A 22,696-nucleotide genomic window follows, 5' to 3' on the forward strand; every position below is an offset into this window, starting at 1 on the left:
TTAATCGTACAGTCTTAGATAAATTCTATTCATATTTGCTTATAGCCAAATAGAATTATATTCGCCTTATGAATTCCGTTATGTTTGGTCTCAACAGCCTACCCCTTACCCAGGATGGTACCCAATATGAAGAAGGTCCTGCGTCGCAGACCCTCGCATATCAGGTCAAACGCCTGAATCTGCGCGGTCTGCCAGGGTGATCAACCACGATCCCTGAGCAGGAGTGTTGGAAGGGAGTTTCATCCATGCTGCACATCCAGTCCCGTCAACCGGGTTCCCCACGCCGTCTGCCTGAACGGCGTTTCCAGAAGTGTCTGCCTGCTCATCATTGCCTTGCGCCACCCGGCCTTGACGGCTGAGGTCTGCCTGCGCGCGCCTTACCTTTGATGGTAACGGCGGCGCCCGGCACGGCAATCGATCCACACACCTTTCATGACGCGCTATCACGACGATGGCGTACGTACCCGACTGCGTCATTTGGATGCATGGGCGGCACACGCCGTCCGTTCTGGAGTGAATATGGAGCAAGTGATTCAGGGTAAGCAGGCACGGAACATGGCGTTCCCGCTCAGCCCGCTGGCATTGGCCGTCACCGGTCTGTTATGGGTCGGTGGCGTGCAGGCCGATGAGGCCGAGCCTGTGCAGCGCAGCCATGCCGATACCCTGTCCACCGTGGTGGTGACCGGTAACCGGGGCGCCGAGCAGCGCACGGTGACCAGCAGCCCGGTGCCGATCGATGTGGTCAGCGCCAGACAATTGCAGCAAACCGGCAAGCCCGGCCTGATGGAAGCCTTGAGTGCGGTGATTCCGTCGCTGACCCTGCCGGAAAAGACCGGTTGGGACTCCAGCGGCATGGCCCGGGCGCCCAACCTGCGCGGCCTGCCGGCGTCCGAAGTGCTGGTGCTGGTCAACGGCAAGCGCCGTCATACCAGCGCCACCCTGAACATCAACGGCATCAACACCGGCGCGGCACCGGCCGACCTGGACCTGATCCCGATCGGCGCCATCGACCACGTCGAAGTGCTGCGTGACGGCGCGGCGGCGCAGTATGGCTCCGATGCCATCGCTGGCGTGGTCAACATTATTCTCAAGGCCGACACCAGCGGCACCTCGGTGACCAACGCCGGTATCGGCTACGACGGCAAGAAGCAAACCGTGCAGCAAAGCCTGAACAAGGGCTTCGAGATCGGCGATGGCGGCATCATTCAACTGGCGCTCGATGCACGCAGCCAGAACGACGACAACAAGGCCAGCGCCAACGGCTACACCTATGCGCAAGCTTACGACCTGGCCGGCAAGTCCACCTACGGCGGCTACGGCACGCCGAAGAACAACCTGGCGAACCTGGCTTACAACGCTGAGTTGCCGGTCAGCGACGACCTGACCCTGTACTCCTTCAGCACCTGGTCCAAGCGTAAATACGAGCAGGGCCAGAACTTCCGCTTGCCGACCATCACCAACACCATCCGTACCGGTCCCAACGGTTATCCGGGCGGCTATGTACCAACCTGGTACATCGATGAAGAAGACTTCCAGGCCGCCTTCGGTGGCAAGGGCCAGATCGGCGCGTGGGACTGGGACCTGTCGACCACCTACGGTCGCAACGAAGCCGAGCAGGGCACCTGGAACAACCAGAACCCGTCGCTGGGCGAGGCCACGCCGAACTCGTTCAAGTCCGGCACCTGGATTGCCAGCGAACTGACCACCAACCTCGACTTCAAGCGCGGCTTCGATGTCGGCTTGAGCAAGCCGCTCGACCTGTCATTGGGTTTCGAACATCGCCGCGATGGCTACGAGGTCGAAGAGGGCGACTGGGCGTCCTGGGCCAATGGCGGTTATTGCGTGGCGCCGGGCAACTGCGCCGCCTCCGGTGCCCAGGTCACCAACGGCATTGCGCCCGACCAGACCGACAAGGCCACCCGCAACAGCGTGGCCAGCTACATCGATGTGGGTTTCAACCCGTTGCCACAGTGGTACGTGGGCACCGCCTTGCGTTATGAGCATTACAACCAGGGCGTGGGCGCCACCCGCAGCGGCAAGCTGACCACCCGCTATGAGTTCACCCCGCAATTCGCCGTGCGCGCCACGGTGAGCAACGGCTTCCGCGCACCGTCGCTGGCCAACAGCCTGTTCAGTGCGCGCTCGACCACCTACGGCATCGTCGACGGTGTCTACCAGTCGATCAACTACGGTGTGCTGCCGGTCGATTCCGGTGCTGCGCAAGCGCTGGGTTCCGAATCGCTCAAGCCCGAGCGTTCGACCAACTTCAGCCTGGGCTTTGCGCTGACCCCGACCGAGCGCATCAGCCTGACCGCCGATGCCTATGTCATCAATCTGCGTGACCGCATCACCCTGACCAACACCTTGCTGGGCAGCGAAGTGACCCAGGTGCTGCTTAACAACGGCATCGACTCGACCTCCGGCGGCCAGTACTTCATCAACGGTGCCGACACCCGCACCAAGGGTGTGGACCTGGTCGGTAACTTCAGCCAGGACCTCAATGCCTACGGCTCGGTGCGCTGGACCGCCGCGTTCAACTACAACGACACCGAAATCCTCAGCTACAAGAACTCGACGAACATCCTGGGCACCGACTACGCCTTGATGGACCGCAAGGCCCGCAACGTGATCGACGGCGTGCAGCCCAAGACCAAGTTCATCCTCAGCGGTGACTGGCGCATCGACCGCTTCAACGTCAACGTGGCCCTGACCCGCTACGGCAAATACACCGAGGTCAACACCGCCAGCGATCGCTCGCTGGACCGCACCTACGGCGCCAAGTGGATCACCGACCTGGACGTCGGCTACGACATCACCAAAGACCTGAACCTGGCCATCGGCGCCAAGAACCTGTTCGACGTCTATCCCAAGAAACAAGGCGTACCCAGCAGCACCATGGTCAGCGGCTACGGCACCTATTCGCCGTTCGGCTTCACCGGTGGCTACTACTACACGCGCCTGAGTTACGCCTTCTAACCACGACTATTGAAACCAGCCAGCTCAATAACGACACACGTCTTTGCCTGCGAGGAACATCACATGCCTACCATCGCCAAACCCTTCGACCTGCATGAGGAGGTCAAGGATCACTCCGTCACCGCCTCGCGCAGTCGAGCCCCGGTCCAGGTGCTGCGGGTGGTGCCGACACGCCATCCGTGGCGCTGGGTCGGCACCGCGTTCGCCGCCCTGGTGCTGCTGACCATCGGCCATTCGCTGCTGACCAACCCGCGCTGGGAGTGGGGCGTATTCGCCGAATGGTTCCTGGCACCGTCGGTATTGCGCGGCCTGGGCCAGACCTTGCTGCTGACCCTGCTGGGTACGGTCTTCAGCATCCTGCTCGGCACCGCGCTGGCACTGGCGCGGCTGTCGAAGTCGCCGCTGCTGGCGTCGCTGGCCTGGGGCTATATCTGGTTCTTTCGCTCACTGCCGGCGTTGCTGGTGCTGATCATTCTTTACAACTTCGCCTACCTTTACGACCACATCGTGCTCGGTGTGCCATTTACCGGGCTGGTGCTGGCCGAATGGTCGACGGTCGATGTGCTCAGCCAGTTCACCGTGGCGGTGCTGGGCCTGTCGCTGATGCAGGCGGCCTACACCGCCGAGATCATTCGCGGCGGCATTCTGGGGGTCGACCAAGGCCAGCATGAAGCGGCTGCTGCGTTGGGGCTGCCGGCGCACCGGCGGATTTTGCGGATCATTCTGCCGCAGGCGCTGCGTTCGATTCTGCCGTCGGGTTTCAACGAAATCATCGGCCTGGTCAAGGGCACCTCGATCGTCTACGTGCTGGCTTTACCTGAGCTGTTCTACACCGTGCAGGTCATCTACAACCGTACCCAAGCGGTGATCCCGCTGCTGATCGTGGCCACGGTCTGGTACCTGATCATCACCACGCTGCTGACCATCGTGCAGTACTACATCGAGCGCTATTTCGCCCGCGGCACGAGCCGGGTATTGCCGCCGACACCGTTGCAGCGTGTACGCCACTGGATCAAGGAGCGTCGTCATGGCTGAAGCCGCCACCGCTGTAAAAGCCGGCCACATTCGGATCCAGGGCGTGGGCAAGCGCTATGGCCTTCACGAAGTGCTCAAGGACATCGACCTCGATATCGAGCCGGGCAAGGTCACGGTGATTCTCGGGCCGTCCGGCTCGGGCAAGTCGACCCTGCTGCGCACCATCAACCACCTGGAAAAGATCGACAACGGGCTGATCACCATCGACGGCGAGTACGTCGGTTATCGGCGCAAGGGCGATCTGCTCTACGAGCTCAAGGAGCGCGAGATTCTCAAGCGCCGCGCCGAAGTGGGCTTCGTGTTCCAGAACTTCAACCTGTTCCCGCACCTGACCGCCGGGCAGAACATCGCCGAGGCACCCTTGGCGCACAAGCGCTGGAGCAAGGCCGAGGCACCGGGCAAGGCACTGGAACTGCTGACCCGCGTGGGGCTGGCCGACAAGGCCGATGCCTACCCGCGCGAATTGTCCGGTGGCCAGCAACAGCGCGTGGCGATTGCCCGTGCCCTGGCGCTGGAGCCCAAGGTGCTGCTGTTCGACGAACCCACCTCGGCGCTGGACCCCGAACTGGTCGGCGAGGTGCTGGACGTGATCAAGAGCCTGGCCAGCCTGGGCGTGACCCTGGTGGTGGTGACCCACGAAATCGGTTTCGCCCGTGAAGTGGCCGACCACGTGGTGTTCCTCTGCGACGGGCAACTGATCGAGCAGGGCCCGCCGCAGCAAGTCATCAACCACCCGCGCCACCCGCGCACCGCCGCGTTTTTCGGCAAGGTTTTATGAATCCAGAGGAATGAATCAATGAAGCTCATCAACACCACGCGCATCGCGCTATTGGCACTGGCGGTCAGTCTCGGCCAACAGGCGCTGGCCGTCGAAAGCACGGCCGATGTCAACGTCGTCAAATTCGATCTCAGCGCCGACCGCGAGCGTGTTCATGCGCCGCGCAACGAAGCGGCCATCGCGCAGATTCCGGCAGGCTTCAAGTTCGCCCAGCCGGGCAAGTTCACCGTGGCGGTGTCCGGCACCGCCAGCCCGCCGCTGGCGTTGCTGGCCGTGGACGACAAGACCACCATCGGCAGCGAGGCCGACACCGCGCAATTGATCGCCGACAGCCTCGGCCTGCAATTGAACGTGGTGCAAAGCAGCTGGGAAGACTGGCCGCTGGGCGTCAGCTCCGGCAAATACGACGTGGTGATCAGCAACGTGACCGTCACCGAAGCGCGCAAGAAGCGCTTCGACTTCGCCACCTACCGTCAGGACGTGCTGGGCTTCTACGTCAAAAAGACCAGCAAGATTCAGGAGATCAAGGAAGCCCGCGACATTGCCGGCCTGAAGATCATCGTAGGCTCCGGCACCAACCAGGAAAAGGTCTTGCTGGCCTGGAACGAGGTCAATGAAAAGGCCGGCATCAAGCCTGCGCTGTTGCAGTACTACGACGACAACGCCTCGGCGCAACTGGCGGTGCAGTCCGGTCGCGCCGACGCCACCTTCGGCCCCAACGCCACCGCCGCGTACTCCGCCGCACTGACCGGCGGCACCCGTCGGGTCGGTGTGGTCAATGGCGGCTGGCCGCTGCAGGCCGATATCGCCGTGACCACCCGCAAGGACAATGGCCTGATCACCCCGATTCATACCGCCCTGCAAAGTGTGATTGCCGGCGGCCAGTACGCGCAGGTGCTGGAGCGCTGGGGCCTGGACGTCGAGCGCATCAGCGAATCGAAGATCAACCCACCGGGCCTGCCGGACTGATCAAGGAGCAACAGACATGACACTGACACGACGTGAAGCCCTTTCAACGATTGCCGCCGTCGGTGGCGAAAACGCCGTCAAAGAAGCGCTGGCAGTCCTGGGCCTGGGGCCTTCGGCGCACCGTCGCCCGCAACCGTTGAAGCTGGACGGCAATGCCGGGCAGGGCGCCAGCGTGCTGATTCTCGGTGCCGGGATTGCCGGGCTGGTCTCGGCGCTGGAGCTGAGCCGCGCAGGTTTCCGCGTGCAGGTGCTGGAAGCGCGGCAGCGGGTCGGCGGCCGTACCTGGACCCTGCGCGATGGCGACAAGGTCGACTACCTGGATGGCCGCAGCCAGACCGTGCGGCTCGATCCGGGTTTGTATTTCAACGCTGGCCCCGCGCGCATTCCCAGCCAGCACCGTACATTGCTCGACTATTGCAGCGAACTGGGCGTACCACTGGAAGTGCTGGTCAACAGCAGCCACGGCGCCCAGGTTCGGCCTGATTTGAATCAACCGGCATTCACCGTCGGCCAGGCGATCAACGACACCCGCGGGCACCTGGCCGGTTTGCTGGCCACGGCGGTCAAGCGCGATGCGCTGGACGATGTTCTGAGCAGCGAAGAGCGCACCCGGCTGCTGGCCTTTTTGCAGGTTTACGGCGATCTGTCTCAGGAGCTGGCGTACGAGGGCAGCATTCGTTCGGGCCACCAGGAATCCGAGCGGCATCCCGGCGCCTTGCCGGGCAGCCTGGCCCCGGTGAATCTGGACCGGTTGCTGCACCCCGAACTCTGGGGCGCGTTGTTGCACAGTGAGTTTCCGGAATTTTCGGCCACCATGTTCCAGCCGGTGGGCGGCATGGACCGTATCACCGATGCGTTCTATCAGCGGGTGCGCGACCACGTGCAGCTCGGCGCCGAAGTGCGCAGCATCCGCCAGCGCGACGATGGCGTGGCGGTGACGTATCACGATCACAGCAGTGGTCTGGAGCAGGTGGTGCGTGCCGACTACCTGATTTCCACCGTACCGCTGCCGTTGCTGGCGCGGCTCGACACCGATTTCAGCGCGCCGGTCAAAGCCGCCTTGCAACGCGCCCCGAACGGCAAGGCCACCAAGGTCGCCTGGCAGTCGCCGCGTTTCTGGGAAACCGATTACCGCATCTATGGCGGCCTGTCGTGGGTCGAGCACCAGGCCCGCTTGCTGTGGTACCCAAGCAACGATTTGAACAGCCGCAATGGCCTGCTGGTGGCTGGCTATATCACCGGCGACGACGCCCGGGAATTTGGCCAGCAACCGTTCGAGGCGCAATACCAGACCTCCAAACAAGCCGTCGAGCTGCTGCACCCTGGCTACTCGCAGCACCTGCGCCATCCGCTGGCAGTGTCGTGGGAGCAGATTGCGTTCAGCGAAGGCCCGTGGCTGGAGCGCGACAAATTCCCGGCTCAAGACAGCGCCTTGCTCGAAGAAGCGCATGGCCGGGTGTATTTCGCTGGCGACGGGCTGGTGCAAAGCGGTGTGGGTATCTGGCAGGAATCGGCGGCCAACTCGGCGCGCCATGTGGTGGGCGAACTGGCACAGCGAGTCATCGCGCAGCGCCAGGCTGCCAACAGCGGCGTACTGGAAACCCAACTCAATCGAGCGCCGTGACGCGCACAACCTTCAAGGAGCATGACCATGAGCGACAGCATTCAACGCACCAGTGCGGGTACTTTTCCGATCTCGCAGACCGTCACCGTGCCGGCCTCGGCCAGCCTGATTTTCATCAGCGGTACCTTGCCGGATGTCGCCGACCCGAACGCGCCGGCAGGCACAACGGCGGCCTACGGCAACACCGAAGTGCAGACCGTTTCGGTGTTCAACAAGCTGCGCAACATCCTGCGTCAGCAAGACCTCGACCTGGGCGACATCGTCTCGTTGAAGGTGTTCTTGCTGGGCACCGAAGAAACCGGCGGTCGCCTGGATTTCGCCGGCCTGCAAGCCGGCTACACGCAGTTTTTCGGCACTGAAGAACAGCCCGACAAACCGACACGCACTGCTTTGCAAGTGGCCGGCCTGCCACTGCCCGGCGCGCTGATCGAAGTCGAAGCCATCGCCGCCAGGACTGCCTGACGCCAGCCTTCTGAACAGGCGGCGCTGAATAGGTAGCACAGGCGCCGCCTGATTCTTTTCTCACACCACCATCAATTCGGACTCCGGGGCTTTCGCCCTGGTGCGGGTTCGTGCGCCCGCAAGAAGCCGACAAGGACGAACGATGAACAAAGCAGTACACGGCGGGTTCTGGCTGGGCAATCTGTTATTGCTGGGCATCAGTGGCGAAGCGGCGCTGGCCGATGACGTGCCAAAGCGCAACGATGCGCAACTGGAAAAGGTCCAGGTGGTCGGCGCGCGGGTGACCGAGGCCGATGAAGCCATCGGCACCGACCGCATCAGCAACACCGTGTCGATCTCGCATCAGGCGCTGCTCTCGGCGCCGGCCGGCACCTCGGGGCTGAAAATGCTCGAGTCGCTGCCGGGCTTCAACGTGCAGGTCAACGACGCGCTGGGCCTGTATGAGTTCGGCAACTCGGTGTTCGTGCGTGCCTTCAACTTTCAGCAGATCGGCTTCTCTATCGACGGCGTGCCGCTGGGCCGCAGCGACCAGTTCGGTGGCAGCCCGATCTACCGCTATGTCGACAACGAAAACACCGAGCGGGTGACCGCCTCGACCGGTGCCGGCGATGTCTCGCAACCGGGCTATACCTCGTTGGGCCCGTACGTGGACTATGTGTCGGTCAACCCGGCCAAAGACACCGGCATCAGCACCTCGTACACCTTGGGCAGCGACAGCCTGCGGCGCAGTTTCATCAAGATCAATACCGGCGAATACAACGGTTTGTCGGCCTACCTGAGCCGCTCGAAAATCGACGGTGATCTGTGGCGCGGGCCGGGCACCATCGACCGTGAGCACCTGGAGGGCAAGGTGCGTTACCAGTTTGGCGATGGCAACGACCTGCAGTTTCGCGTGGTCCACAACGACTTCTTCGACTATGACTCGCCGGGCATCACCCAGGCGCAGTACCAGGGCACGGCAGGCGATGCCTTCGGCCGCTCCGGGCGTGATTTCGCTTACTTGAGTGAAGTGCCGAACCTGGCACCTACAGTGCCCGGCGTGCAGTACAGCAACAGCGGCTACAACCAGTATTACCAGACCGCGATCAACCAGCGCCGCGACACGCTGTACAGCCTGACCGGCAACTTTGTACTCAACGACAACCTGGAAAACACCACCAGCGTCTATTACGAAGACAAGAAAGGCTTCGGCGTTTCGCCCGAGGCCTACAGCACCTCGCTGGCCCTGCACAACGCGCAAGTGGCAACGGTGCCGGGCTTGAGCGCACCGCGCGGTATTCAGTACGGGCTGTCGGCACTGAGCGGACATCGCTATGGCGCCAGCAGCAAGTTCACCTTGCACCTTGGCCAGCACGCCATCGAAGCCGGGGTGTGGGCCGAGAAAGACGTGTTCAACCGCTTGCAGGCGCGCTACAACCTGACCGATGGCAGCCCCGCCGGTTACCGCTTGCTCAACGAACCGGTGCACTTGCAAGGCGATTTCAGCTCGACCCGCGATTCGCTGCAATTGCATATCAAGGACACCTGGACCCTGCTCGACGACCGACTGCGCTTGCAGTTCGGCTTCAAGCGCCTGGACCTCGACTACGAGGTCGAGGGCTACCGCAACGCCGGCGATTACATCGCCAACCGTCAGCCGAAACTGGGCACCAACTGGCGTGACAACTTCCTGCCGCAGGCGGGCGTGGTCTATGACCTGACCGCCAACTCACAGCTGTTTGCGTCCTATTCGGAAAACCTCGCGTTGCCGCGCGGTGCCGATGACGTGTACCGCGCCGCCAGTCCCAACGTGCCGGCGCCGGCCGCCGAAACCTCGAAAAACTACGAGATCGGCTACCGCTTCAATCGTCCGACCTTCAATGCGTCGTGGGCGCTGTACCGCACCGAGTTCGACAATCGCCTGCAAGCCTTCGCCGCCAACGTGCCGGGCAGCACCACCACCGAGACCTTCTACCAGAACGTCGGCAAGGCCGAGGCGTACGGCTCGGAGCTGAGCGGGCAGTGGAAGCCGCCGGTGCTGGCCGACAAAGTGGTGCTCAACGGCAGCCTCAGCTACAACGTCGCGCACTTCAAGGACAACGCTGCAGGCCTTGCGATCAAGGACAACGAAATCCCTGACAGCCCGCGCTGGCTGGCCCAGGCCGGGGTGACCTACGAGATCCAGCCGTGGGCGGTGCTGAACTTTTCGGCACGGCACATCGGCTCGCGCTACAGCAACTTCACCAACACCGAATCGGTGGCCGGCTACACCCTCTACAACGCCTACCTTGACCTTGGCGGCGACAAGGTCAATTACGGGCCGCTCAAGAGCGTCAAGCTGCGCTTCAACATCGACAACCTGTTCGACAAGGATTATCTGGGCTACATGCTCAGCACCGCCAGTGGCCCGGCGTCGTATCGCCCAGGCTCGCCGCGCACCTACCAGACCACCCTGAGCGCGGAGTTCTGAGTCATGCGATTACTCAAGCGTTTTGCCCCGTTGCCTCTGGTTCTCGCCTGCCTTGGTGCAGGCGCCGACGAGCAGGTCAGCCCCTTGACCCAGGCTTTGCATCAGCGTTTGCTGGTGCTCGACAGCCATCTGGACACACCGCTGAATTTCCTGCGCCCCGGCTGGGACATTCTTGACCGGCACAGCTACAAGGATGACGGCAGCCAGGTCGACCTGCCGCGCATGATCGAAGGCGGGCTCGATGGTGGCTTCTGGGTGATCTACACCCCGCCAGGGCCGCGCACCGAAGCCGGCCGCGCCTATGCCAGCAACTATGGATTGTCGGTGCTGGCACGGATCAAGGACCTGATCAGCCGTGCCCCGGATACGTTCGAGCTGGCCCTGACCCCGGGCGATGCCCGGCGCATCGCGGCTGCCGGCAAGCGCGTGGTGTTTATCAGCATGGAAAACGCCGACCCGCTGGGCTCCGATCCTGCGTTGTTGCAGACTTACTACCGCCAGGGCCTGCGCATGCTCGGCCTGGTGCATTTCAGCACCAACGAGATCGCCGACTCGGCTACCGCCTTGCCGGAGTGGAACGGCCTGAGCCCCAAGGGCCGCGATCTGGTGGCGGCCGCCAACCGGGCCGGGATTCTGCTCGATGTGTCGCACGCCTCGGATGCGGTGTTCGATCAGGTGCTGGAATTGTCAAAAGCGCCGATCATTGCCTCCCACAGCAGCGCCAAGGCGGTCAGCCCGCACCCGCGAAACCTCGACGATGAGCGCCTGCGCACGCTGGCGGCCAAGGGCGGGGTGGTGCAGGTCAACAGCTACGGCGATTACCTGATCCCGCTCAAGCCCAACCCGGAGCGGGCCAAGGCCCTGGCGCCGCTGTATGCCCGCTACAACAACCTGGCCGCCCTGAACCCTGCCGAGGTCAAGGCCTTGCAGGGCGAAATTGCGGCGGTCAAGCAGCGTTACCCGCAACCCAGGCCGGACCTCGATGTGTTCATGAAGCACCTGCTGCACATCCTCAAGGTGGTCGGCCCCGAACACGTAGGCATCGGTGCCGACTGGGATGGCGGTGGCGGGGTCGAGGGGCTGGAAGATGTCAGCCTGCTGCCGCGCATCAGCGAGCGGCTGCTCAAGGCCGGCTACAGCGAAAAAGACCTGGCCAATATCTGGGGCGAAAACCTGCTGCGGGTGCTTCAGGCTGCGCAGGATGCTGCGGTGCGGTGAGGCTTTCAGGGGGATAAAACCGGGCCATATGTCATATCCCGTTATGTCATATGGCCCTGGTTTGTTGCTTACGCTCTCGATTCACTTTTGTTTCGAGGCGTTCTTTTAATGTTCAACTCCCTTGATCGATCACGACGTTCGATCCGTGATTCCGGCACCCTGCGCCTGCCCGCGCTCAGCAGGGCGTTCGACACGCCCGATGAGGCCGCGCGTTATGCGCATGCGCGCATCGGCAATAAACGTGAGCGCGAATATGGCGGTTTTATCCTGATTCGTGCCGATGGCAAGTACGTGGCGACCGAGCCGATGGCCGGCAGCCGCTTCGAGTTCGACCCCAATCAGGTGTTTCCCGAGGACGAAGTCACCGGCGAGGTTTTCTATCCCGACGCGCATGAAGACTGGGCGATCTACCACTCTCATCCAGACACATCCATGCGTTCACAGCACTGGTCGAGCGTCGAGCGGCAAACCTACCCCAACATGTTTTCGACCGCCGATCTCTACGCGTCGATCATGGATCGCGCTTACACCAAGGCCTTCTATTTATCCGGACCGGACGGGTCGCTGATCAGCTATGCCGCCAGCGGCTCTCAGGCAGAAGATGCCTTGTTGGTCCGGCTGTCAGGCCCTGCGGCCAGTCCTGAAAAGGTTCAGCTCAGTGAGTTGCAGCAAGGCTTGTATAGCGGCGCCTTGCTGCCAAGCGATTTTGTCCGGCTGGTGACGCAGGCCGGCGAGTTGCGTGTGTTGATTGCCAGTGCCATGTGGGGGCAAACCGGCAAGGTCAGCGCCGACTGGCGCCCCTATTCGCCACCGACGGTGCCGCGCGCCAGCAGACGGGACTGCGGCCCGGAGGTACCCGCCAAGGCCCTGGCGTTGAGCCCGTCGTTCAAGGAGGCCGATCAGGCTGCGCGGCATGTGCATGGCCTGATTGGCGCCAGAGCGCATGGGCAGATCGTCACGGCCTTGCTGTTCAATCCTGCGACAGGGGATTACCGGGCTATCGAGCCCTTCCAGGACGATGGGCAGGAAACGTATGCGCCTTGTTCGGTGGGGCATCCCGATGCGCTTTATCGTCCGCCCTTGCCGCCGGGTTACCGCATCGATGGTTTGCTGTTTGCACCGTCCAGTGCGCTTGCCGAGGCCTGCGTGGACAATGATTTCTTTCGTCCCGACGATCTGCATCTGGTCTTTGTCTGGCGTGCCCTTGCTGCACGTCCGCAAGGCTTGCCTGTGCGCTATGGCTTCACCATGACCACTATTTATCACAGCTCGCCAGACGGCCGTTTGCTCAGCTATACCCCCAGCTATTCGAGCGCCGAAAAGCAACTGGCAGGGCAGGTGGCGAGGACGTCGGTAAAAAGCAGTTTTCTGTCTGCGCAACTGGCGAGCGGGGCGCTCACACCGGCCGGTTTCATTCGCCAGGTCGCCGCCGCCGGGGTTTTACGAACGCTGGTATAGCCTCAAGGCACGGGCTGGCCTGTCCGAATAATTAACTTCAGGTAAACAATGAAGTTAATTTCACTGCATTCCAGTGGTCGCAAAAACCATTACCTTTCCCTTCCGTGATAACCACAAAAAAATCGGGTTATTGATCCGGGCGGCCATGCCATGGCCTGCCCCGGACAAGCACCCGGCTGCCAGTCAATCCGACTCATAAAAATAATGCGGAGAAGGCCATGCGATACCTGGGAAAGCTCTATGTGCAGGTTTTGATAGGCGTCAGCCTCGGCATCTTGCTGGGGGTGTTCTGGCCACAGGTCGGCGTCGATCTGAAGCCATTGGGCGATGCGTTCATCAAGCTGATCAAGATGGTCTTTGCGCCCATCATCTTTGCCACTGTGGTGCTTGGCATCGCCAAGATGGAGAACATGAAGGAACTCGGGCGGGTCGGATTCCGCGCCCTGATCTACTTCGAGGTTCTGTCTACCTTTGCGCTGGTCCTGGGCCTTGTGGTGGTCAACTTCGTCCAGCCCGGCGCCGGCATGAACGTCGATCCGGCCACCCTGGACACCAAGAGCATTGCCACCTATACCTCGGCTGCGGCCACCAGCTCCGGCGGCTTCGTGGGGTTTCTGTTGCAGGTGATCCCGGCGAGCATCACCGATGCCTTTGCCAAGAACGAGATCCTGCCGATCCTGCTGTTCTCGACCCTGTTCGGTATCGCCCTGTCGCACCTGGGGCCACGCGGCAAGCCGGTGGTCGATGTGCTTGAGGCCTTCTCTCACGGCATGTTCCACATTGTCGGCATGATCATGCGCGTAGCGCCGCTGGCCGCTTGCGGTGCCATGGCATTTACCGTCGGTAAATACGGCCTGGGCTCGATCGTGTCGCTGGGCAAGTTGATGGCGACGATGTACGTGACCTGCTTTTTGTTCGTGGTCTTCGTACTGGGCTTCATTGCACGGCTGTCGGGTTTCAGCCTGTGGAAGTTTCTCAAGTACCTCAAGGAAGAGTTGTTCACTGTCTTGGGCACCAGCTCTTCCGAGTCGGTCGTGCCGCAACTGATGAACAAGCTGGAAAACGTCGGCGTGTCCAAACCAGTGGTGGGCCTGGTGATTCCGTCAGGCCTGACCTTCAACCCGGACGGCCAGTGCATCTACTACACCATGGCGGCGATTTTCATCGCCCAGGCCACCAATACACCGCTGTCGTTGACCGACCAGTTGATCGTGCTGGGTGTGCTGTTGCTGACCTCCAAAGGTTCGGCGGGCGTTACCGGTTCGGGCTTTATTACCCTCGCCGCCACCCTGGCCTCGCTGGGCAGTATTCCGGTGGCCGGCATGGTGTTGCTGCTGGGCGTCGACCGCTTCATGTCCGAGGCGCGGGCCATCACCAACACCATCGGTAACGCGGTCGGCACCATGGCCATCGCCAAGTGGGTCGGCGCACTCGACAAGACCCGCATGGAGCAGGTGCTGAACGGCGAAACCACCGTGCAGCCACAGGACGGGCCGAAACCCTCGCTCGTCAAGGACACCGTCACCCCCACCACCCCACAAGCAAGCGTCCGCTGATTCAGCAGGCCGCTGCACGCCCTATAAAAACCGTTGTGATGCTGTAAGGAGAATAAACGTGGATAACCCATCAGCCGTTGAATCGCTCACCGATGTCATGGCCAGATTCACCGCCTACATTGGCAAGCGCCTGCCTACCGACGTCAAGGCCAAGACTGCCAAGTTGCGCGCCGCCGAAACCAACCCGTTGGCGATTGCCGTCTATGACTCGATGGCCGACAACCAGGAATACGCCGACAAGCTCGACCGGCCAAGCTGTCAGGACACAGGTGTGATTCAGTACTTCATTTCGGCCGGCGCGCGCTTTCCGCTACTCGGTGAGCTGGAGGGCATTCTGGAAAATGCGACCAAAGAGGCAACCATCAAAGGCCCGCTGCGCCACAACGCGGTGGAAACCTTCATCGAGAAAAACACCGGCACCAACACTGGCTCGAAGATTCCATGGCTGGACTGGGAAATTATTCCCGACGCCGACTACGCGCTGATCGACGTGTACATGGCCGGCGGCGGCTGCACGCTGCCGGGCTCGGCCAAGGTGCTGATGCCGGGGCAGGGTTATGAAGGTGTGACCGAGTTTGTCTTCGATGTGATCACCTCGCGTGGCATCAATGCCTGTCCGCCGCTGCTGGTCGGCGTCGGTGTATCGACCTCGGTAGAGACCGCTGCACGGTTGTCCAAACGGGCCATTTTGCGCCCGGTGGACTCCTCGCACCCCAATGAAAGCGCAGCCCTGATGGAGCGCCTGCTTGAGGATGGCCTCAACGAAATCGGCATCGGCCCGCAAGGCCTGACTGGCAACAGCAGCGTCATGGGCGTGAACATCGAATCTTCTGCCCGCCATCCGTCGACCATTGGCGTGGCGGTGTCCACCGGTTGCTGGGCGCATCGCCGCGGCAAGATTCGCATCAATGCCGACCTGTCTTACGAAATTCTGTCCCACGAAGGAGTGGTGCTGTGAACAGTCCTGTGAAAAAAATCCTCAGCACCCCGATCAAAGACGAAGACCTTGCCGACCTCAACGTGGGCGACGTGATTTACCTCACCGGCCAACTGGTCACCTGCCGCGATGTAGCACACCGCCGGCTGATCGAGCTCAAGCGCGAACTGCCGGTCGACCTGCGTGGCGGGGCGATCTTTCACGCCGGGCCCATCGTGCGCAAGAAGGACGACGGCAGTTTCGAAATGGTCTCCATTGGCCCGACCACCAGCATGCGCATGGAGAAGTTCGAGAAGGAGTTTATCGAGCAGACGGGTGTAAAACTGATCGTCGGTAAAGGCGGCATGGGGCCGGAAACCACCACCGGCTGCCTGGAAAACAAGGCGGTGCATGCGGTGTTCCCCGGTGGCTGTGCGGTGCTGGCAGCCACTCAGGTCGAAGAGATCGAACGTGCCGAATGGCAGGACCTGGGGATGCCGGAAACGCTGTGGGTCAACCGGGTGCGCGAGTTCGGGCCGCTGATTATCTCGATCGACACCAAGGGCAATAATCTGTTTGAACAAAACAAGATACGCTTCAACGAGCGCAAGGGCTCGGTGATCGAGAAGATCAATAGCCAGGTGCGGTTCATCAAGTAGCCTGAGCTATTACAACAACGCCCCGCAAGCTGTGTCAGCTTGCGGGGCGTTGTTCATTGCCTTGGTCGATCAGCGATTGATCAATGCCAGCACCGCATCGGTGACTTCGCGGGTGGTGGCGGTACCGCCCAGGTCCGGGGTGTGAACACCGCTTTCGGTGACCGCTTCGATGGCCGACATCAGGGTCTTGGCGGCTGCCGGTTCGCCCAGATGCTCAAGCATCAAGGCCGCAGTCCAGAAGGTGGCGATCGGGTTGGCCACGCCTTTGCCGGTGATGTCGAAGGCCGAACCGTGGATGGGCTCGAACATCGATGGGAAATGGCGGCCTGGGTTGAGGTTGGCGGTCGGTGCAATACCCAGGCTGCCCGACAGCGCGGCGGCCAGGTCGGAGAGAATGTCGGCGTGCAGGTTGGTAGCGACGATCACATCCAGGGTTTGCGGCTTGAGCACCATGCGCGTGGTCACCGCGTCGACCAGTTCCTTGTCGATCCTTACATCCGGGAAGTCCTTGGCCACTTCGTAGAAAATCTCGTCCCACAGCACCATGCCATGGCGCTGGGCATTGGACTTGGTGACCATGGTCAGATGTTTGCGCGGCCGGCTGCGGGCCAGCTCGAAGGCAAAGCGGTGAATGCGCTCGACGCCTGCGCGGGTGAATACCGACACTTCGGTGGCGACCTCTTCAGGCAGGCCGCGGTGCACGCGACCGCCATTGCCGGAGTATTCGCCTTCGGAGTTTTCCCGCACCACCACCCAGTCGATTTCGTGGCCATTGTGCAGCGGGCTTTTTACGCCGGGCAGCACGCGGGCAGGGCGCACGTTGGCGTACTGGTCGAAACCCTGGCAGATCGGCAGGCGCAGGCCCCAGAGGGAAATATGGTCGGGCACGTTCAGTGCGCCCACGGCACCGAAAAAGATCGCATCGAAAGTTTTCAGCTCGGCCAGGCCGCCTTCGGGAATGTAGTAGCCGTCCTTGAGGTAATTGTCGGAGTTCCAGTCGAAGTGCTTGAACGCCAGCTCGAACCCGGACCTGGCTGCCAGGGCCTGCAAGACCTCGACGCCTGCGGCGATCACTTCGATGCCGATGCCATCGCCGGGTACGGCTGCAATGTTGTAGGTAGTCATGAGTCACTCCACTCGCTTGCTTGTTGGTTTGTCTGTCGGTGCGGGGTATCCGACCGGGTGCAAGCGGAGTATATGTAGTGACTAAAACGCTAAGAGTTGGTTTAAATCACCACATACTTAACCTTGGGTTATCAATGAGCAAGACACAGGATTTGTCGTTCTTTCACCTCCTGGCCAAGCAAGGCAGCCTGGTCGCGACTGCTCGTGAACTGGGCATTACGCCACCCGCAGTGAGCAAACGCCTGAGCCAGCTCGAAGCACGTCTGGGCGCCCGGCTGGTCAACCGCACCACGCGTTCGATGAGCCTGACCGCCGAGGGCGAGCTGTATTTCAGTCATGCGGCGCGCATCCTGACGCAAATCGACGAGGTCGAGCAGTTGGTCAGCAATGCCCAGGCCACGCCGCAGGGGCTGATCCGGGTCAACGCCTCGCTGGGCTTTGGCCGGCGGCATATCGGTCCTGCGCTGGCGGCGTTTTTCAGCCAGTACCCGCAAGTGCAGGTGCAACTGGAGATCAGCGACCATCCGCTGGACCTGACCGCGCATGGCTTCGATCTGGGCATTCGCTTCGGCACCTTGCCCGATGCAGCGTTTCATGCGCGCAAGATCGCCTCCAACCGCCGCCTGCTGTGTGCCTCGCCCCTGTACCTGGAAAAGCACGGCACGCCGCAACGCCTGGCCGATCTGGCGCAGCACAATTGTATCTTCCTGCGTCAGAACGAAACGCCACATGGCGTGTGGAGCTTCACCCACGGCGGGCGCACGCAGAACATCAAGGTCCAGGGCGCGCTGGGCTGCAACGATGGCGAAGTGGCACTCAATTGGGCGCTGGAGGGCTATGGCATTTTGCTACGCGCCGAATGGGACATTGCCAAGTATGTGCGCAGCGGCAGGCTGCGTCTGGTACTGGAGGACCAGACGCCGACCCGCGCCGACGTGTATGCGGTCTATCCTCAACAATTACACCTGTCGGCACGGGTACGTTGCCTGATCGATTTTCTGGTGGCGCGTTTCGCCAAACTGGATCGGGTGGAGGTCAGCGAGCCGTCGGCTGACATCTGAACCGTCCCTGAACAGCGCGCAGCTGATCCGGGAATACCTTTGTTTACCTGAACTTATAGGGGTTTTGGGCCTCTGATCCCGGTAGCCATTGATCGCGGCGGCCTGATAAGCTCGCGGCTTTACTCGTTTGCCCCTTCGGCGCATGAACAAGGAAACAGAATGAAACAGCATCGGTTGGCAGCGGCGATTGCCCTGGTCGGTTTGGTACTCGCAGGCTGTGACAAACAGGCCACTCCTGTCGAGCTCAAATCCCCGGCCCAGAAAGCCTCCTACGGCATCGGCCTGAACATGGGCAAGAGCCTGGCTCAGGAAGGCATGGACGACCTGGACTCCAAGGCTGTGGCCCTGGGTATCGAAGACGCCGTCGGCAAGAAAGAACAGAAGCTCAAGGATGAAGAGCTGATCGAGGCGTTCTCGGCGCTGCAAAAACGCTCCGAAGAGCGTCTGGCCAAGCAGAGTGAAGAAGCGGCTGCTGCCGGCAAGAAGTTTCTCGCTGAAAACGCCAAGAAGTCGGGTGTGACCACCACCGCTTCCGGCCTGCAATACGAAGTCATCAAGAAAGCCGATGGCGCTCAGCCAAAGCCGTCTGACGTCGTGACCGTTCACTACGAAGGCAAGCTGATCGATGGCAAGGTGTTCGACAGCTCCGTCGAGCGCGGCAGCCCGATCGATCTGCCGGTGGGCGGCGTGATTCCAGGCTGGGTCGAAGGCCTGCAACTGATGCACGTCGGCGAAAAGGTCAAACTGTACATTCCTAGCGAACTGGCCTACGGCGCTCAAAGCCCAAGCCCGCTGATTCCGGCCAACTCGGTTCTGGTCTTTGACCTTGAGTTGCTGGGCATCAAGGATCCAGCCGCTGCACCGGCCTTGCCGGGTGCGCTGGATGAGGAAGAAGAGGGTGAAGCGGCTCCTGCCCCGGCTGCCAAAGAAGAAGCCAAGAAGTAAATTCTGCGCTTGAGCAAAAACGCCCTGTCTCGACAGGGCGTTTTTGTATCCGGGCGAACGCTTGAGCGTTCACACAGTCCCAGTATCATCGACGCCTGCACCTGAAATGCTCTAAGTCAACGATTTAACAGGATTTTTCAGGTGAGTAAAAAACGCCCGATTTAAGCGCATGCCGCGTAATACGCGGGGCTCAGGCGTGAAAACAGCGGCTGTTCACAAGGTTATCCACAATTTATGTGGATAACATGACGGCCATTGAACCTTCATATCCGGACTTTGTCAGGGCGCGGCGAGTGCCGTGCGGCGCATTTTCCGTTGGGAGTGATGATGAAAGCACCCTGGACCTTTATTCGATTTCTGCCTGGCGCTCGTCGTTTACTGGCGGCCGGGCGCTTGCCGGCGTTGCTGTTTGCCGTAGCCCGCAAGGGTTCCAGCGAAGGCAGCCGGCTGGGGCGTATCAAGGAGGACCTGCGTCTGTTGCAGTCGTTGTGCCTGGCCTACTGGCGCGGTGAATACCGCAGTATCAGCCCCAAGGCGATTCTGTGCATCGTGGCCGGCCTGATGTATTTCCTGAGCCCGCTGGACGCCATTCCTGATTTTATTCCGGGGCTGGGCATGTTCGATGACATCGCCGTACTGGCCTGGGTCATGAAACAGGTCACCGATGAACTGGACGCCTTCCGCACCTGGCGCGAAAAACAGACGCCTGAAAAACTGGCCATCGTCGAACGCCTGCCTGCGACCCAGGCGTTGCTGGAGCAGGAAAAGGCCAAAATCTGAGGGATTACCGTAACGCTGGTGTTATGCAATCCCCTTGTAAGTGGGCAATGTGTGGCCATCCGCTGTTAAGATGTCGGGGTTTATTCCTGCTCGACATGAGCCCATATCCTACAGAGGGGATCGTATGGATCTTCAGGTCATCTCTCGTGACGGCGAACCCGAGTACGCTGTATTGCCTTGGGCTCAGTATCAGGCCTTGTTAAGCGCCGCCGGCCTCAAAGAAAAACAACCCGCACCTGCTGCCAAAGCGCAGCCCGCACCCGAAGATTTTCCAGGTTTCGAGCAGCTTGGCGCCTTGCGTCAGGCCAAGGGTCTGGAGCTGGCGGGGCTGGCGCGTTCAGTCGGGATCAGCCCGGCTTATCTGGAACTGATCGAAAGCGGTACCCGTGAGCCGGACGCCGCCATCAAGCGCAGCCTGGCCTGGAATCTGGGGGTACCAGGCTGGCGGGCTGAATCATGAGTGTGCGCATCAGTCGGCAACATTGGCAGCACTTGCTGACTGAACTGGACACCGCCCGTCGCCAGCGTCATCTGTTGACCTACCGCGCCCTTCTGGAGCGTTTGCAACTGCCAAGCCCGGCCATGCAGACCCTGACGGCTGCGCTCGAATACCTCGCTGTTCTGGATGCCCGCGCCGAACAACCGCTGCGCAGCTCGCTGGTCATCAGCCAGGGCGCCAGCCGCCTGCCGCGCACCGGGTTCTTTGAGTGCGTGTCCCGTCTGGGGCGTTTCAGCGGCCCCTCCGATGGCACCGCCGCCGCCGCGTGGCATGCCTCTGAGGTGGTGCGGGTATTCGAATTCGTTTATCCGGCGCTGGAAGAAAAGCAGCAGGTGACGTAATTCATGGCTGCGTATCGATCAGGTGAACACTCGCCCCGCTGATGTCCTTGGCATAGTGCTTGGCCTGTGAGGCCAGGTCGGCCACCTGGCTGGCGTCGAGCCGTGTGCAGGCGTCATGGCGCAGATGCACCACACCGATCGACAGCGACAGCAAAGAGAACTCCTGACGCTGGCCCTGGCGGTTCAGGGCGCTGAAGCAGCCGGCGTCCAGGTGTTCGGCGCGGTAGAAGCGCCGGCACTGGTTCTGGAAGTCGTCGAGCAGGGTTTGCAGGCGTTTTTCCCAGTCTTCCGGGCCCAGCACCATCAAAAAGTCATCGCCGCCGATATGCCCGACAAAGTCGCGGCTGGGATCGATGCGGTCGTTCAGGCACTGGGCCAGGCACAGCAGGACTTCGTCGCCGCGGGCGTAGCCGTAAATATCGTTGAAGGGCTTGAAGCTGTCGATGTCGACATAGCACACCATGGATTCGCGTTGCTGTTGCAGCAGGCGGGTCAGGCATTGCTGGATCGGCACATTGCCCGGCAGCAAGGTCAGCGGGTTGGCATAGCGAGCCTGCTGGATCTTCAGTTCGGTAATCAGCTTCAGTACATCGATCACCCGGCCCAGCCCCACATAAGTGCCCTGTCGGGTGATGATGAAATCCTCTTCGATGCGCTGGCGGGCGCGGCTGGTCAGCAGGCGGCTGACCTGTTGCAGCGACTGGTTCAAATCCACGGCGAGAAAATCTTCACTCATCAGCCGGCTGATCGGCTTGCGGGCAAACAGCTCGGTGCCAAACGGCTTGAGCAGCGCGTCCGACAGCGAATGCCGATGCACGATGCCGCATGGCCGTGACTGCTCGTCCAGTACCGCCACCGAATTGAGATTGGCTTGCAGGCGGAAGGCTTCGAGCACCTGTGCGGTGGGCGTGTGTTGGCTGATTGCCGGCTGCGGGTTGAGCAGGGCACCCAGGTCGGCCGCTTCCTCGCTCAAGGGCACGCTGGGGCTTTCGGACTTGGGCAGCATGATGCGGATATCGCGTGGCGGGCGCTCTTGCGGGCGGGCCAGCAGATAGCCCTGAACCAGATCGACGCCCATTTCGATAAGCACCGCCAGTTCTTCGCTCAGTTCGATGCCCTCGGCAATCACCGTGGCGCGTGACGCCTTGGCCATTTGCAGCATGGAGCCGACGAATTCGCGCTTGACGGCATCCTGATGGATGCCGTCGATGAAGTGCCGGTCGATCTTGACGTAATCCGGGCGCAGCTCCGACCACAGGCGCAGGCTCGAGTAGCCGGCGCCCAGATCGTCCAGCGCAATCGAGAAACCCATGTCGCGGTAGTGATGCAGCGCCTTGTAGAGCAGTTCGAAATCGTCGGTAGGCGTTTGCTCGGTCAGTTCGATCACTACATCCTGAGGCGCGATGCCGTAGCGTTGCAGCATCTCCAGAGTCCGGCCAGGCGGGTGCGAGGCTTCGAGCAGCGACTCCGGGGACACGTTGAGAAACAGCTTGCCCGGCAGTTTTTGCTGGCTGAACCGTCGGCAGGCGCTTTCGCGACAAGCCAGCTCCAGCTCGCTCAGGCGCCCGCACTGGCGGGCCACGGCAAACAGGCTGATGGGCGAGTGCAAGGGGCTGTTGGACGGGCCGCGGGTCAGGGCTTCATAACCCAGAATGCGTCGCTCGGAAAGCATGACGATGGGTTGGAACAAACTGTGCAAATCACTGCGAGCCAGAATAGAACTCAGTGCGCTCAGTTGTTCGGTCACGGTCATGGCGATCTCTACGACAAAAATAAGGGCCCGGACGCTGCAGCGGCCGGACCCTTATTTCACGACAGAATCATGACTGTTTAATGACGGTATTG

Annotated in this window: 19 protein-coding genes; 17 read left to right on the forward strand and 2 right to left on the reverse strand. The window is 61.5% G+C overall.

Going from position 1 to position 22,696, the window contains the following annotated elements; genetic code table 11:
• Nucleotides 1-519 precede the first annotated feature (519 nt).
• The 12 genes from ACYP2A_RS24995 to ttdB all read left to right on the forward strand — a co-directional run bounded on the left by ACYP2A_RS24995 (nucleotide 520) and on the right by ttdB (nucleotide 16,100).
• A complete protein-coding gene (locus ACYP2A_RS24995) occupies nucleotides 520-2,976 on the forward strand; it encodes a TonB-dependent receptor plug domain-containing protein (RefSeq protein ID WP_459748604.1) in 2,457 nt (818 codons plus the stop codon).
• Nucleotides 2,977-3,039: 63 nt separating this feature from the next.
• On the forward strand, nucleotides 3,040-4,011 hold the full coding sequence (locus ACYP2A_RS25000; protein ID WP_459748605.1) for an amino acid ABC transporter permease: 972 nt from the start codon (nucleotides 3,040-3,042) through the stop codon (nucleotides 4,009-4,011).
• Entirely contained in the window at nucleotides 4,004-4,789 is a 786-nt protein-coding gene (locus ACYP2A_RS25005; protein ID WP_459748606.1) for an amino acid ABC transporter ATP-binding protein, read from the forward strand. Before ACYP2A_RS25000 ends, ACYP2A_RS25005 begins: the two co-directional genes overlap by 8 nt.
• Nucleotides 4,790-4,807: 18 nt before the next feature.
• Nucleotides 4,808-5,758, forward strand: coding sequence for an ABC transporter substrate-binding protein (locus ACYP2A_RS25010; RefSeq protein ID WP_459748607.1), 951 nt, complete (start codon nucleotides 4,808-4,810; stop codon nucleotides 5,756-5,758).
• A 16-nt stretch (nucleotides 5,759-5,774) separates the two neighbouring features.
• Nucleotides 5,775-7,382 carry a flavin monoamine oxidase family protein gene (locus ACYP2A_RS25015; protein WP_459748608.1) on the forward strand — a complete coding sequence of 536 codons (1,608 nt, stop codon included), beginning with the start codon at nucleotides 5,775-5,777 and terminating at the stop codon, nucleotides 7,380-7,382.
• A gap of 27 nt (nucleotides 7,383-7,409) precedes the next feature.
• Nucleotides 7,410-7,844 (forward strand): RidA family protein, encoded by a 435-nt coding sequence (locus ACYP2A_RS25020; RefSeq protein ID WP_459748609.1) that lies wholly within the window; start codon nucleotides 7,410-7,412, stop codon nucleotides 7,842-7,844.
• Between the two features lie 142 nt (nucleotides 7,845-7,986).
• On the forward strand, nucleotides 7,987-10,293 hold the full coding sequence (locus ACYP2A_RS25025; RefSeq protein WP_459748610.1) for a TonB-dependent receptor domain-containing protein: 2,307 nt from the start codon (nucleotides 7,987-7,989) through the stop codon (nucleotides 10,291-10,293).
• A gap of 3 nt (nucleotides 10,294-10,296) precedes the next feature.
• On the forward strand, nucleotides 10,297-11,511 hold the full coding sequence (locus tag ACYP2A_RS25030) for a dipeptidase (RefSeq protein WP_459748611.1): 1,215 nt from the start codon (nucleotides 10,297-10,299) through the stop codon (nucleotides 11,509-11,511).
• 108 nt (nucleotides 11,512-11,619) lie between these two features.
• Complete coding sequence (locus tag ACYP2A_RS25035; RefSeq protein WP_459748612.1) at nucleotides 11,620-12,969, forward strand: DUF4329 domain-containing protein; 1,350 nt, start codon at nucleotides 11,620-11,622, stop codon at nucleotides 12,967-12,969.
• Between the two features lie 218 nt (nucleotides 12,970-13,187).
• A complete protein-coding gene (locus ACYP2A_RS25040) occupies nucleotides 13,188-14,525 on the forward strand; it encodes a dicarboxylate/amino acid:cation symporter (RefSeq protein ID WP_459748613.1) in 1,338 nt (445 codons plus the stop codon).
• A gap of 58 nt (nucleotides 14,526-14,583) precedes the next feature.
• Nucleotides 14,584-15,483: a L(+)-tartrate dehydratase subunit alpha gene (ttdA, locus tag ACYP2A_RS25045; protein ID WP_459748614.1), complete on the forward strand. Its 900-nt coding sequence runs from the start codon at nucleotides 14,584-14,586 to the stop codon at nucleotides 15,481-15,483.
• An 8-nt stretch (nucleotides 15,484-15,491) separates the two neighbouring features.
• Nucleotides 15,492-16,100, forward strand: a complete 609-nt coding sequence (ttdB, locus tag ACYP2A_RS25050) for a L(+)-tartrate dehydratase subunit beta (RefSeq protein WP_459748755.1) — start codon at nucleotides 15,492-15,494, stop codon at nucleotides 16,098-16,100.
• A 69-nt stretch (nucleotides 16,101-16,169) separates the two neighbouring features.
• Here the strand turns inward: ttdB and ACYP2A_RS25055 are convergent, their stop codons facing one another.
• On the reverse strand, nucleotides 16,170-17,225 hold the full coding sequence (locus tag ACYP2A_RS25055; RefSeq protein WP_459748615.1) for a tartrate dehydrogenase: 1,056 nt from the start codon (nucleotides 17,223-17,225) through the stop codon (nucleotides 16,170-16,172).
• Between the two features lie 134 nt (nucleotides 17,226-17,359).
• Here ACYP2A_RS25055 and ACYP2A_RS25060 point away from each other — a divergent pair, with 134 nt between their 5' ends.
• The 5 genes from ACYP2A_RS25060 to ACYP2A_RS25080 all read left to right on the forward strand — a co-directional run bounded on the left by ACYP2A_RS25060 (nucleotide 17,360) and on the right by ACYP2A_RS25080 (nucleotide 20,851).
• The gene (locus ACYP2A_RS25060) at nucleotides 17,360-18,286 is read left to right on the forward strand and encodes a LysR family transcriptional regulator (protein ID WP_459748616.1); all 927 of its coding nucleotides are present in this window, start codon (nucleotides 17,360-17,362) and stop codon (nucleotides 18,284-18,286) included.
• 159 nt (nucleotides 18,287-18,445) lie between these two features.
• The gene (locus ACYP2A_RS25065) at nucleotides 18,446-19,231 is read left to right on the forward strand and encodes an FKBP-type peptidyl-prolyl cis-trans isomerase (RefSeq protein ID WP_459748617.1); all 786 of its coding nucleotides are present in this window, start codon (nucleotides 18,446-18,448) and stop codon (nucleotides 19,229-19,231) included.
• A 327-nt stretch (nucleotides 19,232-19,558) separates the two neighbouring features.
• Nucleotides 19,559-20,011: a YkvA family protein gene (locus ACYP2A_RS25070; protein WP_459748618.1), complete on the forward strand. Its 453-nt coding sequence runs from the start codon at nucleotides 19,559-19,561 to the stop codon at nucleotides 20,009-20,011.
• 124 nt (nucleotides 20,012-20,135) lie between these two features.
• Nucleotides 20,136-20,471 (forward strand): helix-turn-helix domain-containing protein, encoded by a 336-nt coding sequence (locus tag ACYP2A_RS25075; RefSeq protein WP_459748619.1) that lies wholly within the window; start codon nucleotides 20,136-20,138, stop codon nucleotides 20,469-20,471.
• Nucleotides 20,468-20,851: a hypothetical protein gene (locus ACYP2A_RS25080; protein ID WP_459748620.1), complete on the forward strand. Its 384-nt coding sequence runs from the start codon at nucleotides 20,468-20,470 to the stop codon at nucleotides 20,849-20,851. Before ACYP2A_RS25075 ends, ACYP2A_RS25080 begins: the two co-directional genes overlap by 4 nt.
• Before the next feature lies 1 nt (nucleotide 20,852).
• On the opposite strand, the gene ACYP2A_RS25085 is transcribed toward ACYP2A_RS25080, so the two are convergent.
• Nucleotides 20,853-22,604: a bifunctional diguanylate cyclase/phosphodiesterase gene (locus tag ACYP2A_RS25085; protein ID WP_459748621.1), complete on the reverse strand. Its 1,752-nt coding sequence runs from the start codon at nucleotides 22,602-22,604 to the stop codon at nucleotides 20,853-20,855.
• Nucleotides 22,605-22,696: the final 92 nt, after the last annotated feature.

The sequence above is a fragment of the Pseudomonas sp. 3A(2025) genome (genome assembly GCF_054589175.1).

Bases quoted from the DNA above. Each gene is read 5' to 3' on its own strand.
- ACYP2A_RS24995 (WP_459748604.1), top strand. From the start codon at position 520: ATGGAGCAAGTGATTCAGGGTAAGCAGGCACGGAACATGGCGTTCCCG.
- ACYP2A_RS25000 (WP_459748605.1), top strand. From the start codon at position 3,040: ATGCCTACCATCGCCAAACCCTTCGACCTGCATGAGGAGGTCAAGGAT.
- ACYP2A_RS25005 (WP_459748606.1), top strand. From the start codon at position 4,004: ATGGCTGAAGCCGCCACCGCTGTAAAAGCCGGCCACATTCGGATCCAG.
- ACYP2A_RS25010 (WP_459748607.1), top strand. From the start codon at position 4,808: ATGAAGCTCATCAACACCACGCGCATCGCGCTATTGGCACTGGCGGTC.
- ACYP2A_RS25015 (WP_459748608.1), top strand. From the start codon at position 5,775: ATGACACTGACACGACGTGAAGCCCTTTCAACGATTGCCGCCGTCGGT.
- ACYP2A_RS25020 (WP_459748609.1), top strand. From the start codon at position 7,410: ATGAGCGACAGCATTCAACGCACCAGTGCGGGTACTTTTCCGATCTCG.
- ACYP2A_RS25025 (WP_459748610.1), top strand. From the start codon at position 7,987: ATGAACAAAGCAGTACACGGCGGGTTCTGGCTGGGCAATCTGTTATTG.
- ACYP2A_RS25030 (WP_459748611.1), top strand. From the start codon at position 10,297: ATGCGATTACTCAAGCGTTTTGCCCCGTTGCCTCTGGTTCTCGCCTGC.
- ACYP2A_RS25035 (WP_459748612.1), top strand. From the start codon at position 11,620: ATGTTCAACTCCCTTGATCGATCACGACGTTCGATCCGTGATTCCGGC.
- ACYP2A_RS25040 (WP_459748613.1), top strand. From the start codon at position 13,188: ATGCGATACCTGGGAAAGCTCTATGTGCAGGTTTTGATAGGCGTCAGC.
- ACYP2A_RS25055 (WP_459748615.1), bottom strand. From the start codon at position 17,225: ATGACTACCTACAACATTGCAGCCGTACCCGGCGATGGCATCGGCATC.
- ACYP2A_RS25060 (WP_459748616.1), top strand. From the start codon at position 17,360: ATGAGCAAGACACAGGATTTGTCGTTCTTTCACCTCCTGGCCAAGCAA.
- ACYP2A_RS25065 (WP_459748617.1), top strand. From the start codon at position 18,446: ATGAAACAGCATCGGTTGGCAGCGGCGATTGCCCTGGTCGGTTTGGTA.
- ACYP2A_RS25070 (WP_459748618.1), top strand. From the start codon at position 19,559: ATGAAAGCACCCTGGACCTTTATTCGATTTCTGCCTGGCGCTCGTCGT.
- ACYP2A_RS25075 (WP_459748619.1), top strand. From the start codon at position 20,136: ATGGATCTTCAGGTCATCTCTCGTGACGGCGAACCCGAGTACGCTGTA.
- ACYP2A_RS25080 (WP_459748620.1), top strand. From the start codon at position 20,468: ATGAGTGTGCGCATCAGTCGGCAACATTGGCAGCACTTGCTGACTGAA.
- ACYP2A_RS25085 (WP_459748621.1), bottom strand. From the start codon at position 22,604: ATGACCGTGACCGAACAACTGAGCGCACTGAGTTCTATTCTGGCTCGC.